The sequence below is a fragment of the Salinicola corii genome, assembly GCF_008298015.1.
In the GTDB taxonomy this organism is placed as follows: Bacteria; Pseudomonadota; Gammaproteobacteria; order Pseudomonadales; family Halomonadaceae; genus Salinicola; species Salinicola corii.
Window position 1 is genome coordinate 1 of record NZ_VTPX01000010.1, and the last position, 26820, is coordinate 26820.

Below are 26820 nucleotides of genomic sequence, written 5' to 3' on the forward strand. Positions count from 1 at the left end.
GCCTGACGACCATAGCGAGTGGGAACCACCTGATCCATGCCGAACTCAGCAGTGAAACCGCTTAGCGCCGATGGTAGTGTGGGGTCTCCCCATGTGAGAGTAGGTCATCGTCAGGCTTCTATCCCAAACCCCCAGCTTCGCGAGAAGCTGGGGGTTTTTCTTTGCCGCGAAGAAAATCACGGCAGGCCATGGGCCACATTATCGATAAGCCGCGAAGTCCGCTAGAATATTGGTTTTTGTCGCTAGGCGTACCCTGATGAGTATCGGTGACCTGATTCGTTTGCTCAGTGATGGCAGCTACCACTCCGGTCAGCAATTGGGTGAACGTCTTGGCGTGTCGCGCACCGCAGTCTGGAAACAGCTCAAGAAGCTGGAGGCCATGAATCTGCCTCTAGAGGCGGTCAAGGGGCGGGGCTATCGGCTGGTCAATCCGCTGGATTCGCTCGACGGCGCCTGCATCGTTTCTCGGCTGTCGGCCGAAACCCGGCATTATCTCAAACGGCTCTTCGTCGAGGACGTTCTCGACTCCACCAACACGTTTTTGCGCGACCGTTTCCGGCATGGCGCGGGACATGGTGAGGTGTGTCTTGCGGAGAGCCAGACAGCGGGCAGGGGGCGCCGAGGGAAGGCCTGGAGTACCAGTTGGGGGGCTAGCCTGATTCTCTCGCTGGGTTGGCGGTTCGAGTCCGGCGTGGCGACGCTCGAAGGGCTGAGCCTGGCCGTCGGGGTGATCCTGGCCAATGTCGTCGATGCCTTGGGTGTTGAGGTCGCCCTGAAATGGCCCAACGACGTTCTGCTTGCCGTCGGTGGTGAATGGCGAAAACTTGCCGGTATCCTGCTCGAGGTCACCGGAGACGTGGAAGGGCCTTGCGAAGTGGTCATTGGAATCGGCCTCAACGTCTCTGCGAGCGATGCTGTTCGAGAAGCTGCGGGGCAGCCTGTAGGCGCGCTCGCCGATGTGGTTGACGCCCCCTCGCGCAACCATGTCGCGGCGGCTTTGATCGAGTCGCTGCTGATGATGTTGCCCGAGTTCGAGCGCCAGGGTTTCGGTGCCTGGCGGGAGGAATGGAACAGCCGGCATGCCTATGCCGGCAAGACAATTCGTGTTCATCAGGGCTCCACCTCCTTTGCTGCGGAGGCGGTCGAAGTAGATCTGAGCGGCAACCTGATCGTGAAAACCGATGCCGGCGAGCGAGCGCTCACGGGAGGAGAGATAAGTATCCGGCCAGAGTGACCCGTCTCTCGGTCGGCAACGAGCGTGTGGGGAAATCGACGGCACGTGGCGTGGGCAGGGCAAGGTCGAAAAGATGGTGTTCGAGCTTGCATTCGATGCCCTGCTTTGACACAATGCGCCCCGCTTTGGATGCAAGGCCATCGATGATAGGCACTGTTAATGCAGTAAAAACAGGTGCTTGACATCAATGAGCGGCAGTGTAGAATCTGTCGCCGGCATGGAGAGGTTCCCGAGTGGCCAAAGGGAGCAGACTGTAAATCTGCCGCGAAAGCTTCGAAGGTTCGAATCCTTCCCTCTCCACCATTATTCTGTAAAGTTTTGCCGGTCTGTCTCGGCAAGCCAGAGTCAGAGCGGGTAGGCGGGTATAGTTCAATGGTAGAACCTCAGCCTTCCAAGCTGATGGTGTGGGTTCGATTCCCACTACCCGCTCCATTTGATGTTGAGGTGATTCAGGCTCATGTAGCTCAGGGGTAGAGCACACCCTTGGTAAGGGTGAGGTCGACGGTTCAATTCCGTCCATGAGCTCCATTTCGATCATCGGCTTTTGATGTGCGAAAAGCGAGCCAGGAGCTCGCTTTTTTGATGAGAAAGAAAAATGCCGGATGGGTTGTATTTTCTGGCATTTCTTCGCTATCATAGCGCCCTCCTAATTTCCGGGTGATTCTCGGGAGTGTAGTTGCAGGCCAGTAGCTCAATTGGCAGAGCAGCGGTCTCCAAAACCGCAGGTTGGGGGTTCGATTCCCTCCTGGCCTGCCAGTCTTCCCCAGGCTGGCTTGTATTTGATATCTTGTCTTGTTCGGTTATCGCGCCTTGAGTTGAGGAGTTTTCATGAAGCACAACGCCGAGGTGCAGGAGTCACGCTTCGACACTCCCAAGTGGGTCGTCGTCGTGTTGCTGCTGGCAGTCGCGGTTGGCGGCAACGCGTGGTTCGCGGATCAGGCGTTGCTGTACCGCGTGCTGGGCGTCGTTGTTATCTGTGGTGTTGCCGCCGCGATTGCGTTGACCACGGCAAAGGGGCAGGCCTTGATGGATCTGGCGCGCGGTTCCAAGCGTGAGATTCAGCGGGTGGTCTGGCCGACCCGACAAGAGACCATTCAGACGACGTTGATCGTACTGGCGGCTGTTCTTGTCGTGGGGCTGCTGCTGTGGCTTATCGATACCGTCCTGGGTTGGGCGATGTCCGGAATCATTGGCTAGGAGTTTTCATGTCCAAGCGTTGGTACGTCGTTCACGCCTATTCCGGTTTCGAGAAACAGGTGATGCGTTCGCTGATCGAACGGGTAAAACTCTACGAGGTCGAAGACCAGTTCGGTGACATTCTGGTGCCTACTGAAGAAGTCGTCGAAATGCGAGACGGCAAGCGCCGCAAGAGCGAGCGTAAGTTCTATCCCGGCTATGTGCTGGTCGAAATGGAGATGAACGAACAGACTTGGCATCTGGTCAACGAGACGCCGCGCGTAATGGGGTTCATCGGTGGCACGCCGGAGAAGCCTGCCGCGATCACTCAGAAAGAAGCGGATGCGATTCTGCGCCGTGTCCAGGATGGCACCGACAAGCCACGCCCCAAGACACTCTTCGAGCCAGGCGAGACTGTCCGTGTCGTCGATGGCCCCTTCGCCGATTTCAACGGTGTTGTGGAAGAGGTCAATTACGAAAAGAGTCGCCTGCAGGTCAGCGTGCTGATCTTCGGGCGTTCGACGCCGGTGGAGCTGGAATTCGTCCAGGTGGTCAAGGACTGATCGGCGTCGCAGTGAGTTCATCGCAGCGTCAGCTGGTGCTGCGTTATCGTTGCCGGTCGTTATGCCGGCTGAATTGGGGAGCCGCAAGGCGTCCGTACCCGACTGGAGTTTAAAATGGCTAAGAAAGTTCAGGCCTACATCAAGCTGCAGGTTGCAGCTGGCAAGGCCAATCCGAGTCCGCCCGTGGGCCCTGCGCTGGGTCAGCATGGCGTCAACATCATGGAATTCTGCAAGGCGTTCAACGCCGCGACTCAAGAAATTGAGCCGGGCCTGCCGACGCCGGTCGTGATCACTGTATACAGCGATCGCAGCTTCACCTTCGTCACCAAGACGCCGCCGGCAGCCGTGCTGTTGAAGAAGGCTGCGGGCATCAAGTCCGGCTCCGGTGTGCCGAACAAGACCAAGGTCGGTACCGTGACGCGTGAGCAGCTCGAAGAAATCGCCAAGACCAAGGAGCCGGACCTGACGGCCGCCAGTCTTGACGCTGCTGTTCGTACCATCGCTGGTAGTGCCCGCAGCATGGGCCTCAACGTGGAGGGCCTCTGATCATGGCAAAGCTGACAAAACGCGCTCAGATGATTCGCGAGAAGGTCGAGCCGGGTAAGGTTTACACTCTCGAAGAAGCCGTCGCGTTGCTCTCCGAAGTGTCCACGGTCAAGTTCAAGGAAGCCGTCGAGGTTTCCATCAACCTGGGTGTCGATCCACGTAAATCCGACCAGGTCGTGCGTGGCGCCACCGTGCTGCCGAACGGAACCGGACGTGACGTCCGTGTTGCTGTGTTCGCGCAAGGCGCCGCCGCTGACGCCGCCAAGGAAGCCGGTGCCGACATCGTTGGCATGGAAGATCTGGCCGAAGACGTCAAGAAAGGCAACATGAACTTCGACGTCGTCGTCGCCGCGCCGGACGCCATGCGCGTCGTCGGCCAGTTGGGTCAGATCCTGGGCCCGCGTGGACTGATGCCGAACCCGAAGGTCGGTACCGTGACGCCTGATGTGGCAACCGCGGTCAAGAACGCCAAGGCGGGTCAGGTCCGTTTCCGTACCGACAAGAACGGCATCATCCATGCCTCCATCGGTAAGGTGGACTTTCCCGCTGACGCGCTCAAGGGCAACCTCGAAGCGCTGGTCAACGACCTCAAGCGTCTCAAGCCGAGCACGTCAAAGGGTATTTATCTCAAGAAATTGACCCTGTCCAGCACCATGGGCCCGGGTCTGACCGTCGATCACAGCGCTTACGCGTGACCGGCGACAACCAGGCAATAACTTTGCGGTCCCCGTGCACTGTCTCGGCGAATCACGTCGTCCTGGCAGAGTGGGGCGGGGCACCGTCAAAGACCGCAGGTGACAGCGCTGGCCGCTGACTTAATGCCTCAAAAGGGGGCCTGCGCAGATGGTGTTGCTCGCCGAGTCAGGTGTGCAGCCATCATCCAAGACTTTCACTGCAGTCAGGTGAAAGAGATGGTAACCACCGGGTTGCGACATCGTCGCCCCGGCACGAAGGAGTAACCACTGTGCCACTAGCACTCGAAGGCAAAAAAGCGATTGTTGCCGAGGTCAGTGAAGCCGCTAAGGACGCTCTTTCCGTCGTAGTTGCCGATTCTCGCGGTGTGACCGTTGGCGCAATGACCGATCTGCGCAAACAGGCACGCGAGAATGGCGTCCAGATTCGTGTTGTCCGCAACACGCTGGCACGCCGTGCGCTGTCAGGGACTTCATGGGAGTGCCTGAACGAGACTTTCGCAGGCCCGACGCTGTTGGCCTTCTCCTACGAGCACCCCGGCGCTGCCGCGCGGCTGTTCAAGGAGTTTGGCAAGACGCAGAAGGAATTCGAAGTCAAGGCGCTGGCTTACGAAGGGGAGATGATCCCGGCTGCCGATATCGACCGTCTGGCAACGCTGCCGACATACGATGAAGCGATCGCCAAGCTGATGTCCGTCATGAAGGAAGCTTCTGCCGGCAAGCTGGTTCGTACGCTTGCAGCACTTCGCGACCAGAAGCAGGAAGAAGCTGCCTGATTGGTAGCCTGTTCGCGCAGACTGGGTCGACTATTGAATCAACGAGCGCTTGGCCGATATCGGTCGGGGCTCCGCAAAGTTTAGGAATCTGAAAATGGCACTTTCTCAAGAAGACATCATCAACGCCGTTGCCGAAATGTCCGTGATGGAAGTTGCGGAACTGGTTTCTGCAATGGAAGAGAAGTTCGGCGTTTCTGCAGCGGCTGCTGTCGTCGCCGGTCCTGGCGGCGGCGGTGAAGCTGTTGCCGAAGAGCAGACCGAATTCTCCGTCGTTCTGACCGCTGCCGGTGACAAGAAAGTCAACGTCATCAAGGTCGTCCGCGAAATCACCGGTCTTGGCCTGAAAGAAGCCAAGGGCGCTGTCGACGGCGCTCCGGCGACATTGAAAGAAGGTCTGTCCAAGGACGATGCTGAAGAAGCCAAGAAGAAGCTGGAAGAAGCTGGCGCTTCTGTGGAGCTCAAGTAACTCTGTGCTCACGGCTTCACGCGCTGTGTAAGCGCCACGGCTGGTGGCGGGCCTACCCGCTGCCGGCCTTTTTCTGTTTTTGCTAGCCTGGCGTTAGTACGCCTGATCCGGGGTCGACCTCCTGGTTCAGGATTGTAGCCACTAGACGAATTCCGACGGCGAGCTCCCTCTTTTGGGAGGCTTGCCGTCAGCGCCTAACGGGGGTAGCCCGCGTTAGGGAGCGCCGACCACGCACCGGTCACCCATGGTGAACAAGCTGGGGAATACAGATGGCTTACTCATACACTGAGAAAAAACGCATCCGCAAGGATTTCGGCAAACTGCCTCAAGTAATGGATGTGCCCTACCTGCTGGCCATCCAGCTTGATTCCTATTACGACTTTCTCCAGCAGGACCGGGCGCCGGAAGAGCGTCTCGAGACCGGTCTCCATGCGGCTTTCAAGTCCGTATTTCCGATCGAGAGCTTTTCAGGCAATGCGGCGCTCGAGTATGTCAGTTACCGCTTCGGCACCCCGGCTTTCGATGTCAAGGAGTGCCAGTTGCGTGGCGTGACCTATTCGGCACCGCTGCGTGTCAAGGTTCGCCTGATCATCTACGACAAAGAGTCTTCGAACAAGGCCATCAAGGACATCAAGGAGCAGGAAGTCTACATGGGGGAAATCCCCCTGATGACCGAGAACGGGACCTTCGTCGTCAACGGTACCGAGCGTGTCATCGTTTCCCAGCTCCACCGCTCGCCGGGCGTGTTCTTCGACCACGACAAGGGTAAGAGCCACTCCTCCGGGAAGCTGCTCTACTCCGCGCGTATCATCCCCTATCGCGGCTCCTGGCTGGATTTCGAGTTCGATCCGAAAGACAACGTCTTCGTGCGTATCGACCGTCGCCGCAAGCTGCCGGCGACCGTGCTGATGCGCGCGCTCGGCATGAGCGCCGAGGAGATCCTCGATACCTTTTTCGATACCAGCACTTTCCATATCGAAAGCGACGGCATTTTCGTCGAGCTGGTGCCGTCCCGGTTGCGTGGTGAAACCGCGACCTTCGACATCAAGGACACCGACGGCAACGTCATCGTCGAAGAAGGACGCCGTATCACCCAGAAGCACATCCGCCAGTTGGAGAGTGCCGGGATCGAGCGGCTGCAGGTGCCGATGGACTACCTGTTCGGCAAGACGCTGGCCAAGGATCAGGTCGACGCCAATACCGGCGAGCTGATCTGCGAGTGCAATACCGAGCTGACGCCGGAGCTGGTCGAGAAGCTGGGGCAGGGCGGTGTCACCAAGCTGGAGACGCTCTACACCAACGATCTCGACGCGGGCTCGTTCATCTCCGATACGCTGAAGGTAGACACCACGCGCTCCGCACTGGAAGCGCTGGTCGAGATCTACCGCATGATGCGTCCCGGTGAGCCGCCGACCAAGGAAGCGGCCGAGACGCTGTTCCACAACCTGTTCTTCACCGAAGACCGCTACGACCTTTCCGGCGTGGGGCGGATGAAGTTCAACCGTCGCCTGCGCCGTGATTCCGATACCGGTTCCGGCGTGCTCGACAATCAGGACATCCTCGATGTCCTCAAAGAGCTGATCAATATCCGTAACGGCTTCGGCGAAGTCGATGATATCGATCACCTGGGCAACCGTCGTATCCGCTGTGTCGGCGAGATGGCGGAGAACCAGTTCCGCGTCGGCCTGGTGCGTGTCGAGCGCGCGGTCAAGGAGCGTCTCTCCATGGCGGAGAGTGAAGGCCTGATGCCGCAGGACCTGATCAATGCCAAGCCGGTGGCGGCGGCGGTGAAGGAGTTCTTCGGCTCCTCGCAGCTGTCCCAGTTCATGGACCAGAACAACCCGCTCTCCGAGGTGACGCACAAGCGTCGTGTCTCCGCGCTTGGGCCGGGTGGTCTGACCCGCGAGCGGGCCGGTTTCGAAGTGCGCGACGTTCACGCCACGCACTACGGCCGGCTGTGCCCGATCGAGACGCCGGAAGGTCCCAACATCGGCCTGATCAACTCGCTGGCGACCTACTCCAAGACCAACAGCTACGGTTTCCTCGAAACGCCGTACCGCAAGGTCGTGGACCGTCAGTTGACCGACGAGATCGTGCACCTCTCCGCGATCGAGGAGGGCGACTACATCATCGCCCAGGCTTCGGCGACGGTCGACGAGAGCAACAAGCTGATCGACGACCTGGTCCAGGTTCGCCACAAGGGTGAGACCACCTTCATGGCACCGGACAAGGTCACACTGATGGACGTGTCGCCGCGCCAGGTGGTTTCGGTCGCCGCCGCGCTGATTCCGTTCCTCGAGCATGATGACGCCAACCGCGCCCTGATGGGCTCGAACATGCAGCGTCAGGCGGTGCCGACCCTGCGCGCCGACAAGCCGCTGGTGGGTACCGGGATGGAGCGCTTCGTCGCCCGCGACTCCGGCGTCTGCGCCGTGGCGCGTCGTGGCGGCGTGATCGACTCCGTCGATGCCAAGCGCGTCGTGGTCCGGATCAACGAAGACGAGATCATCGGTGGCGAAGCCGGTGTCGACATCTACAACCTGACCAAGTACGTGCGTTCCAACCAGAACACCTGTCAGAACCAGCGTCCCATCGTGCGCCCGGGCGACAAGGTGGCGCGGGGCGATATCCTCGCCGACGGCCCGTCCGTCGACATGGGTGACCTGGCGCTGGGTCAGAACATGCGTCTCGCGTTCATGCCCTGGAACGGCTACAACTTCGAGGACTCCATCCTCGTCTCCGAGCGCGTGGTCGAGGACGATCGTTTCACCACGATCCATATCCAGGAGCTGACCTGCGTCTCCCGCGACACCAAGCTGGGTGCGGAAGAGATCACGTCGGATATCCCCAACGTGGGCGAGTCGGCGCTGGGCAAGCTGGACGAAGCTGGCGTGGTCTACATTGGCGCCGAAGTCGGCGCGGGCGACATCCTGGTCGGCAAGGTCACGCCCAAGGGCGAGACCCAGCTGACGCCGGAAGAGAAGCTTCTGCGGGCGATCTTCGGCGAGAAGGCGTCCGACGTGAAGGACACCTCGCTGCGCGCGCCCACCGGCATGCGCGGTACCGTCATCGACGTGCAGGTGTTCACCCGCGATGGCGTCGAGAAGGACTCCCGCGCGCTCTCCATCGAGCAGCAGCAGCTCGACGAGGTGCGTCGTGACCTGCAGGAGACCTATCGCATCGCCGAGGAAGCGACTTTCGAGCGTCTCCAGCGCACGCTGGACGGGCAGCCGGTCAATGGCGGTCCGAAACTCAAGAAGGGCGACGTCCTGAGCGAAGACTATCTCGACGAGCTGCCGCGTCAGCAGTGGTTCAAGCTGCGGATGCAGGACGAGACGCTCAACGAGCTGCTGGCCCAGGCCGATGAGCAGCTGGAAAATCGCCGCAAGGAGATGGACGAGCGTTTCGAGGACAAGAAGCGCAAGCTCACCCAGGGCGACGACCTCGCGCCGGGCGTGCTCAAGATCGTCAAGGTCTACCTGGCGGTGAAGCGTCGCATCCAGCCGGGCGACAAGATGGCCGGTCGCCACGGTAACAAGGGTGTCATCTCCGCGATCATGCCGATCGAGGACATGCCGTTCGACGACAACGGTCAGCCGGTCGACGTGGTGCTCAACCCGCTGGGCGTACCGTCACGCATGAACGTCGGTCAGATCCTCGAGACCCACCTGGGCATGGCGGCCCACGGCCTTGGCGTCAAGATCGACCGGATGCTGCGCGACGCCCGTGAACAGCAGGTCAGCGAGATTCGCGGCTTCCTCAAGCAGGTCTACAACACCCAGGAGACGCGTCAGGAGGACATCGACTCCCTGACCGATGACGAGATCATCACCCTGGCCAAGAACCTGCGCGGCGGCGTGCCGATCGCGACGCCGGTGTTCGACGGTGCCAAGGAGCACGAGATCAAGCATCTGCTGAAGCTCGCCGATCTGCCGGATTCCGGTCAGATGACGCTCTACGACGGCCGTACCGGCGAGTCGTTCGATCGTCCGGTGACCGTGGGCTACATGTACATGCTCAAGCTCAACCACCTGGTCGACGACAAGATGCACGCGCGTTCCACCGGCTCATACTCGCTGGTGACCCAGCAGCCGCTGGGCGGCAAGGCGCAGTTCGGCGGGCAGCGTTTCGGTGAGATGGAAGTGTGGGCACTCGAGGCGTACGGCGCCGCCTACACCCTGCAGGAGATGCTCACCGTCAAGTCGGATGACGTCGAGGGTCGAACCAAGATGTACAAGAGCATCGTGGATGGCGACCACACCATGCAGGCCGGTATGCCGGAATCCTTCAATGTGCTGGTGAAGGAAATCCGCTCGCTGGGTATCGACATCGAATTGGAAAGCTAAGACCGGCACAGTCGATCGATAGCGACGGTTTGCGGGGCGAGCGAGTGATTCGCGGCCCCGCTCATGACAACTCCGCAACGGAGCGATCCCATGAAAGATTTGGTGAAAGTCCTCAAGTCACAGGCGCAATCTGACGAGTTCGACGCGATCAAGATCACGCTCGCGTCGCCGGAAATGATTCGCTCCTGGTCATACGGCGAAGTCAAGAAGCCGGAGACCATCAACTACCGTACGTTCAAGCCTGAGCGTGACGGGCTGTTCTGCGCCAAGATCTTCGGGCCGGTCAAGGATTACGAGTGCCTGTGCGGCAAGTACAAGCGCATGAAGCATCGCGGCATCATCTGCGAGAAGTGTGGGGTCGAAGTGACCAAGGCCGCGGTTCGCCGCGAGCGCATGGGCCACATCGAGCTGGCCTCTCCGGTGGCGCACATCTGGTTTCTGAAGTCGCTGCCGTCACGCATCGGTATGTTCCTGGACATGACCCTGCGCGACATCGAGCGCGTGCTCTATTTTGAATCGTTCGTCGTGATCGATCCGGGCATGACCACGCTCGAGCGCGGCCAGTTGCTCAATGACGAGCAGTACTTCGAGGCGCTGGAAGAGTTCGGCGACGACTTCGATGCGCGCATGGGCGCCGAAGCCGTGCAGGCCCTGCTCAAGGATATCGATCTGGAAGAAGAGATCGATCGGCTGCGCGAGGAGATTCCGCAGACCAACTCCGAGACCAAGATCAAGAAGCTCTCCAAGCGCCTCAAGCTGCTGGAAGCCTTCTACAAGTCCGGCAATGCGCCGGCGTGGATGGTCATGGAAGTGCTGCCGGTGCTGCCGCCGGATCTGCGCCCGCTGGTGCCGCTGGACGGCGGTCGTTTCGCGACCTCGGATCTCAACGATCTGTACCGCCGGGTGATCAACCGCAACAACCGCCTGAAGCGCCTGCTCGACCTCAATGCGCCGGATATCATCGTGCGCAACGAGAAGCGCATGCTGCAGGAGTCGGTGGACGCACTGCTCGACAACGGTCGTCGCGGCCGCGCCATCACCGGTTCCAACAAGCGCCCGCTGAAGTCGCTGGCCGACATGATCAAGGGCAAGCAGGGACGTTTCCGCCAGAACCTGCTGGGCAAGCGCGTCGACTACTCCGGTCGTTCGGTCATCACCGTCGGCCCGACGCTGCGCCTGCATCAGTGCGGTCTGCCCAAGAAGATGGCGTTGGAGCTGTTCAAGCCGTTCATCTACTCCAAGCTGCAGGGCAGCGGGCAGGCGTCCACGATCAAGGCCGCCAAGAAGATGGTCGAGCGCGAGCTGCCGGAAGTGTGGGACATCCTCGCCGACGTCATCCGAGAGCATCCGGTCCTGCTCAACCGTGCACCGACCCTGCACCGTCTCGGCATCCAGGCGTTCGAGCCGCTGCTCATCGAAGGCAAGGCGATCCAGCTACACCCGCTGGTCTGTGCCGCCTACAACGCCGACTTCGACGGTGACCAGATGGCCGTCCACGTGCCGCTGACGCTGGAGTCTCAACTCGAGGCGCGCGCGTTGATGATGTCCACCAACAACGTGCTGTCGCCGGCCAACGGCGAGCCGATCATCGTGCCGTCACAGGACGTCGTGCTCGGCCTCTACTACATGACCCGCGAGCGGATCGGCGCCAAGGGTGAAGGCAAGGCCTTCTCCAACCTCAACGAACTGGATCGCGCCTTCGCGACCCAGAACGTGTCGCTGCACGCCCGGGTCAAGGTACGCCTGACCGAGTGGCTCTCCGACGAGAAGGATGGTGAGATCACCGAACTGACCGAGACCGTCTCGATCAAGGACACCACCGTCGGCCGGGCGCTGCTGTTCCGCATCCTGCCGAAGGGAATGCCGTTCGAGCTGGTCGACCGTCCGATGAAGAAGAAGGCGATCTCCGGCCTGATCAACGAGGTCTACCGCCGCACCGGTCTCAAGGATGCGGTCATCTTCGCCGACCAACTGATGTACACCGGCTTCCGTCTGGCGACTTGGTCAGGCGCCTCCATCGGCGTCAACGACTTCGTCATTCCGGATGCCAAGGCCGAGATCGTCGACGCGGCCGAGGATGAGGTCAAGGAGATCGAGGACCAGTTCTCCTCCGGTCTGGTGACCGCGGGCGAGAAGTACAACAAGGTCATCGACATCTGGTCCAAGGCCAACGACAAGGTGGCCAAGGCGATGATGGCCGGTATCTCGAAAGAGACCGTCACCGATCGCGACGGCAACCAGGTTGAGCAGGACTCGTTCAACAGCGTGTTCATCATGGCCGACTCCGGTGCCCGTGGTAGCGCGGCCCAGATCCGCCAGCTGGCGGGCATGCGTGGCCTGATGGCCAAGCCGGACGGCTCGATCATCGAAACGCCGATCACCGCCAACTTCCGTGAGGGGTTGAACGTACTCCAGTACTTCATCTCGACCCACGGCGCGCGTAAGGGCCTGGCGGACACGGCACTCAAGACCGCCAACTCCGGTTACCTGACCCGGCGTCTGGTCGACGTGGCGCAGGACTTGGTCATCACCGAAGAGGACTGCGGCACCGAAGAGGGCCTCACTCTGCATCCGGTGATCGAGGGCGGCGACGTCATCGTCTCGCTGGCGCAGCGTGTGCTGGGTCGCGTCGTGGCGCAGGACGTCATCGATCCGCAGACCGAGGACGTCCTGATCGCCCGCGGCACGCTGCTCGACGAAGCCTGGTGCGAGCGTCTCGACACCATGGGCGTCGACGAGATCATCGTGCGCAGCCCAATCAGCTGCGAGACGTCTCATGGCGTCTGCTCGGCCTGTTACGGTCGCGACCTGGCCCGTGGCCATCAGGCCAACATCGGCGAAGCCGTCGGTGTCATCGCCGCCCAATCCATCGGCGAGCCGGGTACCCAGCTGACCATGCGTACGTTCCACATCGGGGGCGCGGCATCGCGTGCCTCCGCCGTGGACAGCGTCCAGGTCAAGCACGGCGGCAGTGTGCGCCTGCACAACATCAAGTCGGTCGAACGTGCCGATGGCAAGCTGATCGTGGTTTCCCGCTCCAGTGCCCTGGCCGTCGCCGACGACCATGGTCGTGAGCGCGAGTACTACAAGCTGCCCTACGGCGCCGAGCTGTCGGTCAAGGATGGCGATCACGTCGAAGGCGGTCAGGTCGTCGCCAAGTGGGATCCGCACACCCACCCGGTCGTTGCCGAGGTGCAGGGCAAGGCGCAGTTCACGGACATGACCGAAGGTCTGACCATGACCCGCACGGTCGACGAAATGACCGGCCTGTCCAACATCGAGGTGATCGAGTCGGCAGCGCGTCCGGCATCCGGCCGCGATAAGCGTCCGATGATCATGCTGGTGGGCGAGGACGGTCAGCATGTCACGCTGCCGGGCTCCAACACGCCGGTGCAGTACCTGATGCCGGGCCGTGCCATCGTCGCGGTGGAGAACGGCACCGAGATCGGCGTGGGTGAAGTCATCGCGCGTATCCCGCTGGAGGCGTCCGGCAACAAGGACATCACCGGTGGTTTGCCACGCGTTGCTGACCTGTTCGAGGCGCGCAAGCCGAAGGAGCCGTCCATCCTCGCCGAGATCAGTGGCACGATCAGCTTTGGCAAGGAGACCAAGGGCAAGCGTCGTCTGACGATCACGCCGGAAGAGGGCGATCCGCTGGAGATGCTGATCCCGAAGTGGCGTCAGATCGGGGTGTTCGAGGGCGAGACGGTCGAGAAGGGCGAAGTCATCTCCGACGGCCCGAGTAACCCGCACGACATTCTTCGGCTACTGGGCGTGGCGGAACTGGCCAAGTACATCACCGTCGAGATCCAGGACGTCTATCGCCTGCAGGGCGTGAGCATCAACGACAAGCACATCGAAGTCATCGTGCGTCAGATGCTGCGCAAGGTCGAGATCACCGATTCCGGCGACTCGACGTTCATCCCGGGCGATCAGGTCGAGCTGGTTCGGGTGCTCGAGGAGAATGCCCGTCTCGAGCAGGAAGAGAAGTTCCCGGCCAAGTACGAGCGACTGCTGCTGGGTATCACCAAGGCTTCGTTGGCCACCGAGTCGTTCATCTCCGCGGCATCGTTCCAGGAGACGACTCGCGTGCTGACCGAAGCCGCGGTGACCGGCAAGCGCGACTACCTGCGCGGTCTGAAGGAAAACGTGGTGGTCGGCCGTCTGATTCCGGCAGGAACCGGGCTGGCCCACCACGACGAGCGGCGTCGCAAGCGCGAGGAGTCCGAGCGCACGCTGCAGCCGTCGGCGTTCGACGTCGAGCAGGAGCTGGGCGCCCAGCTCACCGCGCTCGATGCCGATGACGACGATCTCTAGGTCGTGATTCCGGGCCGCCTGCCCTCGGGTGGGTGGCCTTGACGGGTCTCATGACAACTGATTAGAATGCGCAGCCTTTATGTAGGGGTAGTGCAACCGATTCATGCACGAAGACCCCGGCATGAGGCAAGGCAACCCATTGGAGTCAGCTAAACATTATGGCAACGATTAACCAGCTCGTGCGCAAGCCGCGCAAGCGCCCGGTCGTGACAAGCGACGTGCCGGCGCTGCAGGCTTGCCCGCAACGTCGTGGGGTCTGCACCCGCGTCTACACCACTACGCCAAAGAAGCCGAACTCGGCGCTGCGTAAGGTGTGTCGCGTGCGTCTCACCAACGGCTACGAAGTCAGCTCTTACATCGGCGGCGAAGGCCACAACCTGCAGGAGCACTCCGTGGTCCTGATCCGTGGCGGTCGCGTCAAGGATTTGCCGGGTGTGCGCTATCACACCGTGCGCGGCGCTCTTGACACCTCCGGTGTCCAGAACCGTAAGCAGGGCCGTTCCAAGTACGGTACCAAGCGTCCCAAGTCCTGATCCGGACGCCGTCACCAATCATTATCGGTCAGATAAGAGTAAGGTCGGCCGCTACCGCTAATCAGCGATGAGTCGTGCCGGGTTTACCTGAACGACCCTTAACTAGAGGGCTTATCATGCCAAGAAGAAGAGTTGCCGCTAAGCGCGAGATCCTTCCCGATCCCAAGTTCGGAAGTGAGCGCCTGGCCAAGTTCATGAACCACCTGATGATCAGCGGCAAGAAGTCCGTGGCTGAACGTATCGTTTACGGCGCGTTGGACCGGGTTGCCGAGCGCAGTAACGAAGCGCCGCTGGACATTTTCGACAAGTCGCTGGAAGCCATTCAGCCGATGGTCGAGGTCAAGTCTCGCCGTGTCGGCGGCGCGACTTACCAGGTGCCGGTCGAGGTTCGTCCGTCACGCCGCCAGGCGCTGGCCATGCGCTGGCTGGTCGACGCCGCCCGCAGCCGTGGTGAAAAGACCATGGTGCAACGTCTTGCTGGCGAAATGCTGGACGCCGCCGAAGGTAAAGGCGCTGCTGTGAAGAAGCGTGAAGACGTGCACCGCATGGCAGATGCCAACAAGGCCTTCTCTCACTACCGCTTCTAATCAACGGGGACTTCCATCGTGGCACGCAAGACACCACTCAAGCGTTATCGCAACATCGGTATCGTTGCCCACGTCGACGCTGGCAAGACGACGACTACCGAGCGTGTCCTGTTCTATACCGGCCTGTCCCACAAGGTGGGCGAGGTCCATGAAGGCGCTGCCGTCATGGACTGGATGGAGCAGGAGCAGGAGCGTGGCATCACGATCACCTCCGCTGCGACCACCTGTTTCTGGCAGGGCATGAGCAAGCAGTTCGACGAGCACCGTATCAATATCATCGATACGCCGGGGCACGTCGACTTCACGATCGAAGTCGAGCGTTCTCTGCGCGTGCTGGATGGTGCGGTCGTCGTGCTGTGCGGCTCTTCCGGCGTGCAGCCGCAGACCGAGACCGTTTGGCGCCAGGCCAACAAGTACGAAGTTCCGCGCATGGTGTTCGTCAACAAGATGGACCGTGCCGGCGCCGACTACTACATGGTGCTGGATCAGCTGAAGGACCGTCTGGGCGCCAACGTCGTCCCGATCCAGATCAACTGGGGCGCGGAAGACGAGTTCAAGGGCGTGGTCGACCTCATCCAGATGAAGGCGATTCTCTGGGACGAGGAAAACTTCGGCATGAACTACGAGTTGGTCGATATCCCGGCCGACCTGCAGGAAACCGCCGAGAAGTATCGCGAGCAGATGGTCGAAGCCGCGGCCGAAGCCAACGAAGAGCTGATGGACAAGTACCTCGAAGAGGGTGACCTGTCGATCGAGGACATCAAGGCAGGCCTGCGCGCGCGTACCCTGGCCAACGAGATCGTGCTCGTGACCTGCGGCTCCGCGTTCAAGAACAAGGGCGTCCAGGCCGTTCTGGACTGTGTCATCGAATACCTGCCGTCGCCGACCGAAGTCAAGGCGATCGAAGGTGAGCTCGATGACAAGGATGGCACCATCGCGACGCGCGAAGCGGACGATAGCGCGCCTTTCGCGGCGCTGGCGTTCAAGATCGCCACCGATCCCTTCGTCGGGACCCTGACCTTCATGCGCGTCTACTCCGGCGTGCTGAAGTCCGGCGACAGCATCTTCAACTCCGTGAAGTCGAAGAAAGAGCGTGTCGGCCGTATCGTGCAGATGCACGCCAACTCGCGCGAAGAGATCAAAGAGGTCTATGCCGGCGACATCGCCGCCTGTATCGGCCTCAAGGACGTCACGACCGGCGACACGCTGTGTGACCTGAACGACAAGATCGTTCTCGAGCGGATGGAGTTCCCGGAGCCGGTCATCTCCGTCGCCGTCGAGCCGAAGTCCAAGCCCGACCAGGAGAAGATGGGGGTCGCCCTCGGCAAGCTGGCGCAGGAGGATCCGTCCTTCCGTGTCCAGACCGACGAGGAGACGGGTCAGACCATCATTTCCGGCATGGGCGAGTTGCACCTCGATATCATCGTCGACCGCATGCGTCGCGAGTTCAAGGTCGAGGCCAACATCGGCAAGCCGCAGGTTGCCTATCGTGAAACCATCCGCCAGTCGGTGGAGCAGGAAGGCAAGTTCGTTCGTCAGTCAGGTGGTCGCGGCCAGTACGGTCACGTCTGGTTGCGCATCGAGCCGCTGACGGCCGAAGACAAGGGCGAGGACGAGGAGATGTCCTTCAAGTTCGCGTCCGAGATCGTCGGTGGTGTCGTACCCAAAGAGTACGTGCCGGCCGTCGAGAAAGGGGCTTACGAACAGCTCAAGAACGGCGTTATCGCGGGTTACCCGATGATCGACGTCAAGGTGACGCTGTTCGATGGCTCCTACCATGACGTGGACTCCAACGAGACTGCGTTCAAGGTCGCCTCGTCCATGGCGATCAAGGAAGGTGCTCGTAAGGCTAAGGCCGTGTTGCTCGAGCCGGTAATGAAGGTCGAAGTCGTGACTCCCGAGGATTTCATGGGTGATGTCATGGGCGACCTCAACCGCCGACGTGGCCTTGTGCAGGGCATGGATGACTCCTCTTCTGGCAAGGTCATTCGCGCCACGGTTCCGTTGGCTGAGATGTTCGGTTATGCAACCGATCTGCGTTCTCAGACCCAGGGACGCGCAAGCTACACCATGGAGTTTGCGAATTACGAAGAGGCGCCCTCCAGCGTCGTTGATGCCGTCATCAATCAGAACGGTTAACCGTTAGCTAACGTAAAGAGGTTATAGCAGTGGCTAAGGCAAAATTTGAACGCTCCAAACCGCACGTCAACGTCGGCACCATCGGTCACGTCGACCACGGTAAGACGACTCTGACGGCAGCTCTGACCCGTGTTTCCGCCGAAGTCTTCGGTGGCGAATGGCGTCAGTTCGACTCAATCGACAACGCTCCGGAAGAGCGCGAGCGCGGTATCACCATCGCGACCGCTCACGTCGAGTATCAGTCCGAAGTTCGCCACTACGCGCACGTCGACTGCCCGGGGCACGCCGACTACGTCAAGAACATGATCACCGGTGCTGCGCAGATGGATGGCGCCATCCTGGTCTGTTCCGCCGCTGACGGCCCGATGCCGCAGACCCGCGAGCACATCCTGCTGTCCCGTCAGGTTGGCGTTCCGTACATCGTCGTGTTCCTGAACAAGGCCGACATGGTCGATGACGAAGAGCTGCTCGAGCTGGTCGAGATGGAAGTTCGCGAACTCCTGAACGAGTACGACTTCCCGGGCGACGACACGCCGATCATCATCGGCTCCGCGCTGATGGCGCTGGAAGGCAAGGATGACAACGGCATGGGTACCACCGCCGTTGCCAACCTGATCAAGTCGCTGGACGAGTACATTCCGGAGCCGGAACGTGCCATCGATCAGCCGTTCCTGATGCCGATCGAAGACGTGTTCTCCATCTCCGGTCGCGGTACGGTCGTTACCGGTCGTGTCGAGCGCGGTATCGTCAAGACTGGCGACGAAGTCGAAATCGTCGGTATCCACGACACCACCAAGACGACCGTTACCGGCGTCGAGATGTTCCGTAAGCTGCTCGACGAAGGTCGTGCTGGCGAGAACGTCGGTGCGCTGCTGCGTGGTACCAAGCGTGACGACGTCGAGCGTGGTCAGGTCCTGGCCAAGCCGGGCACCATCACCCCGCACACCAAGTTCGAAGCCGAAGTCTACGTGCTGTCCAAGGAAGAAGGTGGTCGTCACACCCCGTTCTTCAAGGGCTATCGTCCGCAGTTCTACTTCCGGACCACTGACGTGACCGGAACCTGCGAACTGCCGGAAGGCGTCGAGATGGTCATGCCGGGCGACAACGTCCAGATGGTCGTGACCCTGATCGCGCCGATCGCCATGGAAGACGGCCTGCGCTTCGCCATCCGCGAAGGCGGTCGTACCGTCGGCGCCGGCGTGGTCGCCAAGATCATCGAGTAATCCTCTCGATGATGGTTAAAGAAGGGGCGCTGACGCGCCCCTTTTTCTGTATGGATTCGACGGTCTTCGATCGAGACTCTGTTTGACTCTCGATTGGGGCTCTCCTATAATGCGCGTCCTTTGAACGCGTGGGTCGACGGCTCGCGCCGTCAGCATCCAGTGGAGCATAAGGTAAATGCAGAACCAGAAGATTCGCATTCGGCTGAAAGCGTTTGACCATCGGCTGATCGATCAGTCGGCTCAGGAAATCGTGGATACGGCCAAGCGCACTGGCGCTCAAGTACGTGGCCCGATCCCGCTGCCGACGAATCGCGAGCGTTACACCATCCTGATCTCTCCGCACGTCAACAAGGACGCGCGCGATCAGTATGAGATTCGCACGCACAAGCGCGTTCTCGACATCGTCGAGCCGACGGAAAAGACCGTCGACGCGTTGATGAAGCTCGATCTCGCCGCTGGCGTGGACGTGCAGATTAAACTCGACTGAAACCAACACTAGACACTAGCGGGCGCTGAGTTCGACAGCATCCGCCGCGTCGTGAGACGCCACACAATGTGCTAGTGGAATGCTCTGGAAAGGGCAGCCATAGCGGGTGATAGCCCCGTACACTAAAGGAGACTGAACATGACTATCGGTTTGGTCGGTAAGAAGGCGGGCATGACCCGTGTCTTCACCGAAGATGGCGCATCCGTGCCCGTAACCGTTATCGAGGTTGAGCCCAACCGCATCACGAGCGTCAAGACCATCGAGTCTGACGGCTACCGTGCGGTGCAGGTTACAACTGGCTCCCGCAAAGCCAAGCACCTCTCCAAGGCGATTGCCGGTCAATACGCCAAGGCAGGTGTCGAGGCAGGCCGCTCCCTGATGGAGTTCCGTCTCTCCGAAGACGATGAGACTCCTGAGCTGGGCGGTTCCTTCACCGTATCCCTCTTCGAAGCTGGTCAGAAAGTCGATGTGACCGGTACGTCCAAGGGCAAGGGCTTCCAGGGCGCCGTCAAGCGCTGGAACTTCCGTACCCAGGACAACACCCACGGTAACTCGCTGTCCCACCGTGCGCCGGGTTCCATCGGTCAGTGCCAGACCCCAGGCCGTGTTTTCAAAGGCAAGAAGATGGCTGGTCAGCTGGGCAACGAGCGCGTCACCGTCCAGACCCTGGAAGTGGTGCGTATCGATACCGAGCGTAATCTTCTGTTGATCAAGGGCGCCGTGCCCGGTGCACCCGGCAGTGATGTCGTCGTGCGCAGTGCCGTGAAAGCTCGCTGAGGGGACTGAGACCGATGAATCTGAATCTCGTAGGTGCCGCAGGCACCGTCGAAGTGTCCGAAGAGACCTTTGGCAAAGACTTCAACGAAGCGTTGGTGCACCAGGTCGTTACCGCCTACCTGGCGGCAGGCCGTCAGGGTACCCGTGCCCAGAAAAACCGTTCCGACGTCCGTGGTGGTGGCAAGAAGCCGTGGCGCCAGAAAGGCACCGGCCGTGCGCGCGCCGGCACCATCCGCTCGCCGCTGTGGCGCAGTGGTGGTGTCACCTTCGCCGCTCGTCCGCAGGATTACACGCAGAAGGTCAACCGCAAGATGTACCGTGCGGCGATGCGTTCGATCCTGTCCGAACTGGTCCGTCAGGAGCGTCTGGTGCTGGTCGAAGAGTTCGCCGTTGAAGCGCCCCGTACCAAGGAATTGGTCGGCAAGCTCAAGGAGCTGGAACTCGAGAAAGTGCTGATCGTTACCGAAGAGATCGACGAGAAGCTCTACCTGGCCGCACGTAACATCCCCAACGTCGATGTCGTCGATGCTGCGGCCGCCGACCCGGTCAGCCTGATCGCCTTCGACAAGGTGCTGATGACCGTCTCCGCTCTGCGTAAATTCGAGGAGAAGCTGGGATGAACCAGGAACGCGTATACAAGGTTCTGCTCGGACCTCACATGACCGAGAAGGCCGCGCTCGCCGCTGAGAACAACCAGTACGTGTTCAAAGTGGCCCAGGACGCGACCAAGCCCGAGATCAAGAAAGCCGTCGAAGCGCTGTTCGGCAAGAAAGTCGCCGGTGTTTCCGTGCTCAACGTCAAGGGCAAGACCAAACGCACTCGCTTCGGCACTGGTCTGCGCAAGGGTTACCGCAAGGCGTACGTGACCCTGGCTGCGGGCGAGACGCTCGAAGACTTCTCTGGCGCCGAGTAAGGCAGGAGTACGGATCATGGCAGTAGTCAAGACAAAACCCACTTCCGCCGGTCGTCGTCACGTCGTCAAGGTCGTCAACGATGAGCTCTACAAGGGTCGCGCCTACGGTGCGCTTGTCGAGAAGCAGTCGAAGTCGGGTGGTCGTAACAACAATGGCCGCATCACCACGCGTCACGTGGGCGGTGGTCATCGTCAGCACTATCGTTTGATCGATTTCAAGCGCACGAAGGATGGCATCAAGGCCGCCGTCGAGCGTATCGAATACGATCCGAACCGTAGCGCCAACATCGCGCTGCTGAAGTACATGGACGGCGAGCGCCGCTACATCATCGCGCCCAAGGCCCTCAAGGCCGGCGACGTGGTGGAGTCCGGTGTCAACGCCGCCATCAAGCGTGGCAACGCGCTGCCGCTGCGCAACATCCCGGTCGGCTCCACGGTGCACTGCATCGAATTGAAGCCGGGCAAGGGTGCGCAGATCGCGCGTAGTGCCGGTGCCAGCGCCCAGCTGGTGGCTCGTGAAGGCAACTACGCGACCCTGCGTCTTCGCTCCGGCGAGATGCGTCGCGTGCTGTCGGAGTGCCGCGCTACATTGGGTGAAGTCGGTAACTCGGAGCACAGCCTGCGTCAATTGGGCAAGGCTGGTGCGAAACGTTGGAGAGGGGTGCGCCCGACCGTTCGCGGTGTCGCAATGAACCCGGTGGACCACCCGCATGGTGGCGGTGAAGGCCGTACCAGTGGCGGCCGTCATCCGGTCAGCCCGTGGGGGATTCCCACCAAGGGCCACAAGACCCGCAAGAACAAGCGTACCGACAAGCTCATCGTTCGTCGCCGCAAGTCCAAGTAACAGACATTAAGAGGTAACGGCTGTGCCACGTTCACTGAAGAAAGGTCCTTTTATCGACCTTCATCTGTTGAAGAAGGTCGACGTCGCAACGGAAAAGAACGATCGCAAACCGATCAAGACCTGGTCGCGTCGTTCGATGATCCTGCCCAATATGGTCGGGCTCACCATTGCGGTACATAACGGTCGCCAGCATGTCCCGGTGCATGTTTCCGAGGAGATGGTCGGCCACAAGTTGGGCGAGTTCGCCGCTACCCGCACCTATCGCGGTCATGCAGCGGACAAGAAAGCCAAACGGTAAGCCAAGAGGATTAAGAGATGGAAGTCGCTGCTAAGTTGCGTGGCGCGAGCTTATCCGCCCAGAAGGCCCGTTTGGTGGCTGACCAGGTGCGCGGTAAGCCGGTCGCCGAAGCGCTCGACGTGCTGACCTTCTCGCCGAAGAAAGCCGCGAAGTTGGTCAAGAAGGTGCTGCAGTCCGCGATTGCCAATGCGGAAGAAAACAACGGCATGGACATCGACGAGCTGCGTGTCTCGACCATCTGTGTCGATGAGGGCATGACGCTCAAGCGCATTCAACCGCGCGCCAAAGGCCGTGCGGATCGCATTCTGAAGCGCACCTGCCACATCACCGTCAAGGTAGCCGAGAAGTAGGAGTCGACCAGATGGGTCAGAAAGTCAATCCAGTCGGTATCCGACTGGGCATCGTCAAGGATCACACCTCGGTCTGGTATGCCGAGCGCGGTGCCTATGCCGACAAGCTGAACAACGATCTGGAAGTGCGTCGCTATCTCGAGGAGCGTCTCAAGAACGCTTCCGTGAGCCGCATTACCATCGAACGTCCGGCCAACAACGCCCGGATCACCATTCATACTGCCCGTCCGGGTATCGTGATTGGCAAGAAGGGCGAGGACGTCGATCGTCTGCGCCAGGATGTCACCCGCATGATGGGTGTGCCTGTGCACGTCAATATCGAAGAAGTCCGCAAGCCGGAACTCGATGCCGCCCTGGTCGCGCAGAATATCGCCGGTCAGCTCGAGCGTCGCGTAATGTTCCGCCGCGCCATGAAGCGTGCCGTCCAGAACGCCATGCGTCTGGGTGCCGGCGGTATCAAGGTACAGCTCTCCGGTCGTCTTGGTGGTGCCGAAATCGCACGTACCGAGTGGTATCGCGAAGGCCGTGTGCCGCTTCATACGCTGCGAGCCGATATCGATTACGCCACCTATGAAGCCCACACCACCTACGGCGTCATCGGCGTCAAGGTCTGGGTCTTCAAGGGCGAAATCCTCGGGGGCATCGAAGAGGTGCGTGCCAAGCAGAAGCAGCAAGCTCAGGCGCCCGCATCGAAGAAGAAAGGTTCCAGGTAAGGGGAGACTGATCGATGTTGCAACCCAAGCGTACAAAGTTCCGCAAGGTGCAGAAAGGTCGTAACCGCGGCCTGGCGCATCGCGGCAGCAAGGTGAGCTTCGGGGACTTCGGTCTCAAGGCCACCGATCGCGGTCGTATCACCGCACGTCAGATCGAAGCGGGTCGTCGTGCAATCACCCGTCACGTCAAGCGTGGTGGCAAGATCTGGATCCGAGTATTCCCGGACAAGCCGATTACCAACAAGCCTCTCGAGGTTCGTATGGGTAAGGGCAAGGGCTCCGTCGAGTACTGGGTGGCCCAGATCCAGCCGGGCAAGGTGCTCTACGAAATCGAAGGCGTCTCCGAAGAGCTGGCGCGTGAAGCCTTCTCTCTGGCGGCCCAGAAAATGCCCATCTCCACCACCTTTGTGAAACGGACGGTGATGTGATGAAAGCCAACGAAATGCGTGAAAAGTCAGTCGATGCGCTGCAGGAGCAGCTGTTTGAACTGCTCCGCGAGCAGTTCAACCTGCGCATGCAGAAGGCCACCGGCCAGCTGAGCCAGACGCATCTGCTTAAGCAGGTTCGTCGCGACATCGCTCGCGTCAAGACTGTGCTCAACCAGAAGGCAGGTGACCAATAATGGCTGAAGCAAACAAAGCTCGGACGCTCACCGGCAAGGTCGTGAGCGACAAGATGGAAAAGTCGATTGTCGTATTGATCGAGCGCCGCGAGCGTCATCCGATCTACGGCAAGTACATGAAGCGCTCCACCAAGCTGCACGCCCACGACGAGACGAATCAGGCCAAGTTCGGCGACACGGTTTCCATTCAGGAAAGCCGTCCGCTGTCCAAGAAGAAGGCCTGGACGTTGGTCGAGGTGGTCGAGCAGGCCAAGGGCTGAGCCCGACAGGCGCCTTCTGAACCAGTGCAGTCAGATTAGGTTTGGAGAAAACCAATGATTCAGACGCAGACAATGCTGGATGTCGCCGACAACAGCGGTGCGCGCCGGGTGCAGTGCATCAAGGTGCTGGGCGGTTCACACCGTCGTTATGCCCGCGTTGGCGACATCATCAAAGTGACGGTCAAGGAAGCCATCCCGCGGGGCAAGGTCAAGAAAGGCCAGGTCCTCAAGGCGGTGGTCGTGCGTACGCGCAGCGGTGTCCGTCGTAACGACGGTTCGCTGATCCGCTTCGACGGAAATGCGGCGGTTCTGTTGAACAACACCAACGAACAGCCGATCGGCACCCGTATCTTCGGACCGGTAACTCGTGAACTTCGTAACGAGAAGTTCATGAAGATCATTTCCTTGGCGCCCGAAGTGCTGTAAGGAGCGAGGCGGATATGCACAAGATCAAACGTGACGACGAAGTCATCGTCATCGCCGGCAAGGATAAGGGCAAGCGTGGCACGATCAAGCGCGTCCTCGAAAACGACCGTTACGTCGTTTCGGGCGTCAACATGATCAAGCGCCACACCAAGCCCAATCCTATGGTTGGCAACCCGGGGGGTATCGTCGAGCGTGAGGCTCCGATCCATGCGTCCAACGTGGCCATCTTCAATGCGGAGACCGGCAAGGCGGATCGCGTCGGCTTCCAGCTGCAGGAAGACGGTACCAAGGTACGTATCTACAAGTCGACGCAAAAGCAGATCGACGCCTAACGCGAGTCGGGTAGCAAAATGGCGAACTTGAAAGAACGTTATCAAAACGAAGTCATGGCTCAGCTCAAAGAGCAGTTCAGCTATGCCAACGTTATGCAGGTGCCCCGGATCACCAAAGTGACCCTGAACATGGGCATCGGCGAAGCGACCAGCGACAAAAAGCTGATCGACAATGCTGTCGGCGACTTGGAGAAACTCTCCGGTCAGAAGCCGGTAGTAACCAAGGCGCGCAAGTCCATCGCTGGCTTCAAGGTCCGCGAAGGCTGGCCGATTGGCGTCAAGGTGACGCTGCGTCGCGAACGGATGTGGGACTTCTTGGACCGGCTGGTCAATATCGCGATCCCTCGCGTACGTGACTTCCGCGGTCTGAACCCGAAATCCTTCGACGGGCGCGGCAACTACTCCATGGGCGTACGGGAGCAGATCATCTTTCCGGAGATCGAATATGATAAGATCGATCGGATTCGTGGTCTGGATGTCACCATTACGACCAGCGCCATCACCGACGAAGAAGGTCGTGCGCTGCTCAGCGCGCTGAACTTCCCGTTCAAGCAATAAGGGTGGATTCATGGCAAAGAAAAGCATGATTGAGCGTGAGCTCAAGCGCGCGAAGCTGGTCGACAAATACGCCGCCAAGCGTGCCGCGCTCAAGACCGTCATTTATGACGTCAACGCTTCTGACGAAGAGCGCTTCGACGCTCAGCTGAAGCTGCAACAGTTGCCGCGGGACTCCAGTCAGGTCCGTCAGCGCAACCGCTGCCGCGTTACCGGCCGTCCGCACGGTTACTACAACAAGTTCGGACTGGCCCGTAACAAGCTGCGCGAAGCTGCCATGCGTGGCGATGTCCCTGGACTGAAGAAGTCCAGCTGGTAAGCCACGTCGAGGAATTCAGGAGCGCAATGTAATGAGCATGCAAGATACTCTGGCGGATATGTTTACCCGTATCCGCAATGCGCAGATGGCCACCAAGGAGACGGTTACCATGCCGTCTTCCAAGCTCAAGGTTGAAGTGGCCCGCGTACTCAAGCAGGAAGGCTACATCACCGACGCGACGGTCTCCGAGGGCACCAAGCCCGAGCTGACCGTGACCCTCAAGTATTTCGAGGGCAAGCCGGTCATCGAGCACCTCCAGCGTATGTCCAAACCGTCACTGCGGATCTACAAGGGCAAGAGCGAACTGCCCAAGGTCGCGGACGGTCTGGGTGTGGCGATCGTCACCACCTCCCAAGGTGTCATGACCGATCGTGCCGCACGCCAGGCGGGTGTCGGTGGTGAAGTCATCTGCACCGTATTCTAGGAGTGAGTAATGTCTCGCGTAGCCAAGTATCCGGTTAAACTGCCCAGCGGCGTCGACGTGAAGTTCGACGGCGACCAGCTGTCCGTCAAGGGCGGCCAGGGCACGCTTGAACTGACCGTGCATCCCGACGTGAAGATCACTCAGGAAGACGGTCAGCTGGTTTTCGCCCCGAGCGAACAGGCGAAGTCCTGGGCCATGGTCGGCACCACGCGTGCCCTGGTCCAGAACATGGTCACCGGCGCTTCCGAGGGTTTCACTCGGTCGCTGGAAATCAATGGCGTCGGCTATCGTGCCCAGGCTAGTGGCAAGACGCTGAACCTAACACTCGGTTTCTCACACCCGATCGACTACACGCTGCCCGAAGGTGTCACGGCGGAAACGCCGAAGAACACCGTGATCGTGCTGAAAAGCGCGGACAAGCAGAAGCTCGGTCAGGTGGCTGCGGAAATTCGCGCGTTCCGTCCGCCGGAGCCCTACAAGGGTAAAGGCGTTCGTTACAGCGACGAACGTGTCCGCCGCAAAGAAGCCAAGAAGAAGTAAGGCAGGGTTATGAACGCGAAGAAAGAATCTCGTCTCCGTCGTGCCCGCCGCGCCCGTGCCAAGATCCGCGATCTGGGTGTGAATCGCTTGTGCGTCAACCGCACCCCGCGTCACATCTACGCGCAGATCATCTCACCGGACGGCGGCAAGGTCCTTGCCAGCGCTTCCACGCTGGACAAGAGCCTGCGCGAAGGTGCCACGGGCAACGCTGACGCGGCTGCCAAGGTGGGTGCTCTGATTGCCGAGCGCGCCAAGGATGCCGGCATCTCTCAGGTTGCCTTCGACCGCGCAGGGTTTCAGTACCACGGGCGTGTCAAGGCGTTGGCTGATGCCGCACGCGAAGGCGGTCTGCAATTCTAAAG

At 60.4% G+C, this 26820-nt stretch carries 31 protein-coding genes, 4 tRNA genes and 1 rRNA gene; all 36 read left to right on the forward strand.

All coding sequences use genetic code 11. The annotated features are described in order from the left end of the window. Nucleotide 1: 1 nt before the first annotated feature. The 36 genes from rrf to rplR all read left to right on the forward strand — a co-directional run bounded on the left by rrf (nucleotide 2) and on the right by rplR (nucleotide 26818). Nucleotides 2-116 (forward strand): 5S ribosomal RNA (gene rrf / locus F0A16_RS16010). A 140-nt stretch (nucleotides 117-256) separates the two neighbouring features. Further along, nucleotides 257-1234, forward strand: a complete 978-nt coding sequence (locus F0A16_RS16015; protein ID WP_149436411.1) for a biotin--[acetyl-CoA-carboxylase] ligase — start codon at nucleotides 257-259, stop codon at nucleotides 1232-1234. A 219-nt stretch (nucleotides 1235-1453) separates the two neighbouring features. Beyond that, nucleotides 1454-1537, forward strand: a tRNA-Tyr gene (locus F0A16_RS16020). Between the two features lie 55 nt (nucleotides 1538-1592). Continuing rightward, a tRNA-Gly gene (locus F0A16_RS16025) sits at nucleotides 1593-1666 on the forward strand. 21 nt (nucleotides 1667-1687) lie between these two features. After that, nucleotides 1688-1762: transfer RNA gene (locus tag F0A16_RS16030), tRNA-Thr, on the forward strand. A 152-nt stretch (nucleotides 1763-1914) separates the two neighbouring features. After that, nucleotides 1915-1990, forward strand: a tRNA-Trp gene (locus F0A16_RS16035). 72 nt (nucleotides 1991-2062) lie between these two features. Continuing rightward, nucleotides 2063-2431, forward strand: a complete 369-nt coding sequence (gene secE, locus F0A16_RS16040; protein WP_110717375.1) for a preprotein translocase subunit SecE — start codon at nucleotides 2063-2065, stop codon at nucleotides 2429-2431. A gap of 8 nt (nucleotides 2432-2439) precedes the next feature. After that, entirely contained in the window at nucleotides 2440-2973 is a 534-nt protein-coding gene (gene nusG, locus F0A16_RS16045; protein WP_110603282.1) for a transcription termination/antitermination protein NusG, read from the forward strand. A 114-nt stretch (nucleotides 2974-3087) separates the two neighbouring features. Next, complete coding sequence (rplK, locus tag F0A16_RS16050; protein WP_110603284.1) at nucleotides 3088-3519, forward strand: 50S ribosomal protein L11; 432 nt, start codon at nucleotides 3088-3090, stop codon at nucleotides 3517-3519. Nucleotides 3520-3521: 2 nt separating this feature from the next. Next, nucleotides 3522-4214 (forward strand): 50S ribosomal protein L1, encoded by a 693-nt coding sequence (gene rplA, locus F0A16_RS16055; RefSeq protein WP_110603286.1) that lies wholly within the window; start codon nucleotides 3522-3524, stop codon nucleotides 4212-4214. 269 nt (nucleotides 4215-4483) lie between these two features. Further along, complete coding sequence (gene rplJ, locus F0A16_RS16060; protein ID WP_110603288.1) at nucleotides 4484-4987, forward strand: 50S ribosomal protein L10; 504 nt, start codon at nucleotides 4484-4486, stop codon at nucleotides 4985-4987. 94 nt (nucleotides 4988-5081) lie between these two features. After that, nucleotides 5082-5453, forward strand: a complete 372-nt coding sequence (gene rplL / locus F0A16_RS16065) for a 50S ribosomal protein L7/L12 (RefSeq protein WP_149436412.1) — start codon at nucleotides 5082-5084, stop codon at nucleotides 5451-5453. A gap of 269 nt (nucleotides 5454-5722) precedes the next feature. Further along, on the forward strand, nucleotides 5723-9799 hold the full coding sequence (gene rpoB / locus F0A16_RS16070; protein ID WP_149436413.1) for a DNA-directed RNA polymerase subunit beta: 4077 nt from the start codon (nucleotides 5723-5725) through the stop codon (nucleotides 9797-9799). A gap of 90 nt (nucleotides 9800-9889) precedes the next feature. Then, a complete protein-coding gene (gene rpoC, locus F0A16_RS16075; RefSeq protein WP_149436414.1) occupies nucleotides 9890-14116 on the forward strand; it encodes a DNA-directed RNA polymerase subunit beta' in 4227 nt (1408 codons plus the stop codon). A gap of 158 nt (nucleotides 14117-14274) precedes the next feature. Further along, nucleotides 14275-14649, forward strand: coding sequence for a 30S ribosomal protein S12 (gene rpsL, locus F0A16_RS16080; protein ID WP_149436415.1), 375 nt, complete (start codon nucleotides 14275-14277; stop codon nucleotides 14647-14649). Nucleotides 14650-14765: 116 nt separating this feature from the next. Beyond that, complete coding sequence (gene rpsG / locus F0A16_RS16085; protein WP_110603297.1) at nucleotides 14766-15236, forward strand: 30S ribosomal protein S7; 471 nt, start codon at nucleotides 14766-14768, stop codon at nucleotides 15234-15236. Between the two features lie 18 nt (nucleotides 15237-15254). After that, on the forward strand, nucleotides 15255-17375 hold the full coding sequence (fusA, locus tag F0A16_RS16090) for an elongation factor G (protein ID WP_149436416.1): 2121 nt from the start codon (nucleotides 15255-15257) through the stop codon (nucleotides 17373-17375). 29 nt (nucleotides 17376-17404) lie between these two features. Continuing rightward, complete coding sequence (tuf, locus tag F0A16_RS16095; protein WP_110603301.1) at nucleotides 17405-18598, forward strand: elongation factor Tu; 1194 nt, start codon at nucleotides 17405-17407, stop codon at nucleotides 18596-18598. Nucleotides 18599-18773: 175 nt separating this feature from the next. Continuing rightward, entirely contained in the window at nucleotides 18774-19085 is a 312-nt protein-coding gene (gene rpsJ, locus F0A16_RS16100) for a 30S ribosomal protein S10 (RefSeq protein WP_035470365.1), read from the forward strand. Between the two features lie 138 nt (nucleotides 19086-19223). After that, entirely contained in the window at nucleotides 19224-19862 is a 639-nt protein-coding gene (rplC, locus tag F0A16_RS16105; RefSeq protein ID WP_149436417.1) for a 50S ribosomal protein L3, read from the forward strand. Nucleotides 19863-19876: 14 nt separating this feature from the next. After that, nucleotides 19877-20482, forward strand: coding sequence for a 50S ribosomal protein L4 (rplD, locus tag F0A16_RS16110; RefSeq protein WP_149436418.1), 606 nt, complete (start codon nucleotides 19877-19879; stop codon nucleotides 20480-20482). Then, on the forward strand, nucleotides 20479-20775 hold the full coding sequence (gene rplW / locus F0A16_RS16115) for a 50S ribosomal protein L23 (protein ID WP_110603307.1): 297 nt from the start codon (nucleotides 20479-20481) through the stop codon (nucleotides 20773-20775). Before rplD ends, rplW begins: the two co-directional genes overlap by 4 nt. 16 nt (nucleotides 20776-20791) lie before the next feature. Next, complete coding sequence (rplB, locus tag F0A16_RS16120) at nucleotides 20792-21619, forward strand: 50S ribosomal protein L2 (protein WP_110603309.1); 828 nt, start codon at nucleotides 20792-20794, stop codon at nucleotides 21617-21619. 22 nt (nucleotides 21620-21641) lie between these two features. Further along, entirely contained in the window at nucleotides 21642-21917 is a 276-nt protein-coding gene (rpsS, locus tag F0A16_RS16125) for a 30S ribosomal protein S19 (RefSeq protein ID WP_075563680.1), read from the forward strand. A 17-nt stretch (nucleotides 21918-21934) separates the two neighbouring features. Beyond that, nucleotides 21935-22267, forward strand: a complete 333-nt coding sequence (gene rplV / locus F0A16_RS16130; RefSeq protein WP_035470378.1) for a 50S ribosomal protein L22 — start codon at nucleotides 21935-21937, stop codon at nucleotides 22265-22267. A gap of 11 nt (nucleotides 22268-22278) precedes the next feature. After that, nucleotides 22279-22980 carry a 30S ribosomal protein S3 gene (gene rpsC, locus F0A16_RS16135; RefSeq protein ID WP_149436419.1) on the forward strand — a complete coding sequence of 234 codons (702 nt, stop codon included), beginning with the start codon at nucleotides 22279-22281 and terminating at the stop codon, nucleotides 22978-22980. A gap of 14 nt (nucleotides 22981-22994) precedes the next feature. Continuing rightward, nucleotides 22995-23408: a 50S ribosomal protein L16 gene (gene rplP / locus F0A16_RS16140; protein WP_035470382.1), complete on the forward strand. Its 414-nt coding sequence runs from the start codon at nucleotides 22995-22997 to the stop codon at nucleotides 23406-23408. Beyond that, nucleotides 23408-23602, forward strand: a complete 195-nt coding sequence (gene rpmC / locus F0A16_RS16145) for a 50S ribosomal protein L29 (RefSeq protein ID WP_071230713.1) — start codon at nucleotides 23408-23410, stop codon at nucleotides 23600-23602. Before rplP ends, rpmC begins: the two co-directional genes overlap by 1 nt. Next, nucleotides 23602-23862: a 30S ribosomal protein S17 gene (gene rpsQ, locus F0A16_RS16150; RefSeq protein ID WP_149436420.1), complete on the forward strand. Its 261-nt coding sequence runs from the start codon at nucleotides 23602-23604 to the stop codon at nucleotides 23860-23862. Before rpmC ends, rpsQ begins: the two co-directional genes overlap by 1 nt. 54 nt (nucleotides 23863-23916) lie before the next feature. Then, entirely contained in the window at nucleotides 23917-24288 is a 372-nt protein-coding gene (rplN, locus tag F0A16_RS16155) for a 50S ribosomal protein L14 (protein ID WP_075571386.1), read from the forward strand. Nucleotides 24289-24302: 14 nt separating this feature from the next. After that, nucleotides 24303-24620, forward strand: a complete 318-nt coding sequence (gene rplX / locus F0A16_RS16160) for a 50S ribosomal protein L24 (RefSeq protein WP_075563676.1) — start codon at nucleotides 24303-24305, stop codon at nucleotides 24618-24620. An 18-nt stretch (nucleotides 24621-24638) separates the two neighbouring features. After that, entirely contained in the window at nucleotides 24639-25178 is a 540-nt protein-coding gene (gene rplE, locus F0A16_RS16165) for a 50S ribosomal protein L5 (RefSeq protein ID WP_110603314.1), read from the forward strand. A 10-nt stretch (nucleotides 25179-25188) separates the two neighbouring features. Then, nucleotides 25189-25494: a 30S ribosomal protein S14 gene (gene rpsN / locus F0A16_RS16170; RefSeq protein ID WP_110603316.1), complete on the forward strand. Its 306-nt coding sequence runs from the start codon at nucleotides 25189-25191 to the stop codon at nucleotides 25492-25494. A gap of 31 nt (nucleotides 25495-25525) precedes the next feature. After that, on the forward strand, nucleotides 25526-25918 hold the full coding sequence (gene rpsH, locus F0A16_RS16175; RefSeq protein WP_110603318.1) for a 30S ribosomal protein S8: 393 nt from the start codon (nucleotides 25526-25528) through the stop codon (nucleotides 25916-25918). A 9-nt stretch (nucleotides 25919-25927) separates the two neighbouring features. Beyond that, the gene (gene rplF, locus F0A16_RS16180) at nucleotides 25928-26458 is read left to right on the forward strand and encodes a 50S ribosomal protein L6 (RefSeq protein ID WP_110603320.1); all 531 of its coding nucleotides are present in this window, start codon (nucleotides 25928-25930) and stop codon (nucleotides 26456-26458) included. Nucleotides 26459-26467: 9 nt separating this feature from the next. After that, on the forward strand, nucleotides 26468-26818 hold the full coding sequence (gene rplR, locus F0A16_RS16185; RefSeq protein WP_110603321.1) for a 50S ribosomal protein L18: 351 nt from the start codon (nucleotides 26468-26470) through the stop codon (nucleotides 26816-26818). The last annotated feature ends 2 nt before the right edge of the window (nucleotides 26819-26820 follow it).

Excerpts from the sequence above, each read along its gene's own strand:
- F0A16_RS16015 (WP_149436411.1), top strand. The coding sequence starts at position 257 with ATGAGTATCGGTGACCTGATTCGTTTGCTCAGTGATGGCAGCTACCAC.
- secE (WP_110717375.1), top strand. The coding sequence starts at position 2,063 with ATGAAGCACAACGCCGAGGTGCAGGAGTCACGCTTCGACACTCCCAAG.
- nusG (WP_110603282.1), top strand. The coding sequence starts at position 2,440 with ATGTCCAAGCGTTGGTACGTCGTTCACGCCTATTCCGGTTTCGAGAAA.
- rplK (WP_110603284.1), top strand. The coding sequence starts at position 3,088 with ATGGCTAAGAAAGTTCAGGCCTACATCAAGCTGCAGGTTGCAGCTGGC.
- rplA (WP_110603286.1), top strand. The coding sequence starts at position 3,522 with ATGGCAAAGCTGACAAAACGCGCTCAGATGATTCGCGAGAAGGTCGAG.
- rplL (WP_149436412.1), top strand. The coding sequence starts at position 5,082 with ATGGCACTTTCTCAAGAAGACATCATCAACGCCGTTGCCGAAATGTCC.
- rpoB (WP_149436413.1), top strand. The coding sequence starts at position 5,723 with ATGGCTTACTCATACACTGAGAAAAAACGCATCCGCAAGGATTTCGGC.
- rpoC (WP_149436414.1), top strand. The coding sequence starts at position 9,890 with ATGAAAGATTTGGTGAAAGTCCTCAAGTCACAGGCGCAATCTGACGAG.
- rpsL (WP_149436415.1), top strand. The coding sequence starts at position 14,275 with ATGGCAACGATTAACCAGCTCGTGCGCAAGCCGCGCAAGCGCCCGGTC.
- rpsG (WP_110603297.1), top strand. The coding sequence starts at position 14,766 with ATGCCAAGAAGAAGAGTTGCCGCTAAGCGCGAGATCCTTCCCGATCCC.
- rpsJ (WP_035470365.1), top strand. The coding sequence starts at position 18,774 with ATGCAGAACCAGAAGATTCGCATTCGGCTGAAAGCGTTTGACCATCGG.
- rplC (WP_149436417.1), top strand. The coding sequence starts at position 19,224 with ATGACTATCGGTTTGGTCGGTAAGAAGGCGGGCATGACCCGTGTCTTC.
- rplD (WP_149436418.1), top strand. The coding sequence starts at position 19,877 with ATGAATCTGAATCTCGTAGGTGCCGCAGGCACCGTCGAAGTGTCCGAA.
- rplW (WP_110603307.1), top strand. The coding sequence starts at position 20,479 with ATGAACCAGGAACGCGTATACAAGGTTCTGCTCGGACCTCACATGACC.
- rplB (WP_110603309.1), top strand. The coding sequence starts at position 20,792 with ATGGCAGTAGTCAAGACAAAACCCACTTCCGCCGGTCGTCGTCACGTC.
- rplV (WP_035470378.1), top strand. The coding sequence starts at position 21,935 with ATGGAAGTCGCTGCTAAGTTGCGTGGCGCGAGCTTATCCGCCCAGAAG.
- rpsC (WP_149436419.1), top strand. The coding sequence starts at position 22,279 with ATGGGTCAGAAAGTCAATCCAGTCGGTATCCGACTGGGCATCGTCAAG.
- rplP (WP_035470382.1), top strand. The coding sequence starts at position 22,995 with ATGTTGCAACCCAAGCGTACAAAGTTCCGCAAGGTGCAGAAAGGTCGT.
- rpmC (WP_071230713.1), top strand. The coding sequence starts at position 23,408 with ATGAAAGCCAACGAAATGCGTGAAAAGTCAGTCGATGCGCTGCAGGAG.
- rpsQ (WP_149436420.1), top strand. The coding sequence starts at position 23,602 with ATGGCTGAAGCAAACAAAGCTCGGACGCTCACCGGCAAGGTCGTGAGC.
- rplN (WP_075571386.1), top strand. The coding sequence starts at position 23,917 with ATGATTCAGACGCAGACAATGCTGGATGTCGCCGACAACAGCGGTGCG.
- rplX (WP_075563676.1), top strand. The coding sequence starts at position 24,303 with ATGCACAAGATCAAACGTGACGACGAAGTCATCGTCATCGCCGGCAAG.
- rplE (WP_110603314.1), top strand. The coding sequence starts at position 24,639 with ATGGCGAACTTGAAAGAACGTTATCAAAACGAAGTCATGGCTCAGCTC.
- rpsN (WP_110603316.1), top strand. The coding sequence starts at position 25,189 with ATGGCAAAGAAAAGCATGATTGAGCGTGAGCTCAAGCGCGCGAAGCTG.
- rpsH (WP_110603318.1), top strand. The coding sequence starts at position 25,526 with ATGAGCATGCAAGATACTCTGGCGGATATGTTTACCCGTATCCGCAAT.
- rplF (WP_110603320.1), top strand. The coding sequence starts at position 25,928 with ATGTCTCGCGTAGCCAAGTATCCGGTTAAACTGCCCAGCGGCGTCGAC.
- rplR (WP_110603321.1), top strand. The coding sequence starts at position 26,468 with ATGAACGCGAAGAAAGAATCTCGTCTCCGTCGTGCCCGCCGCGCCCGT.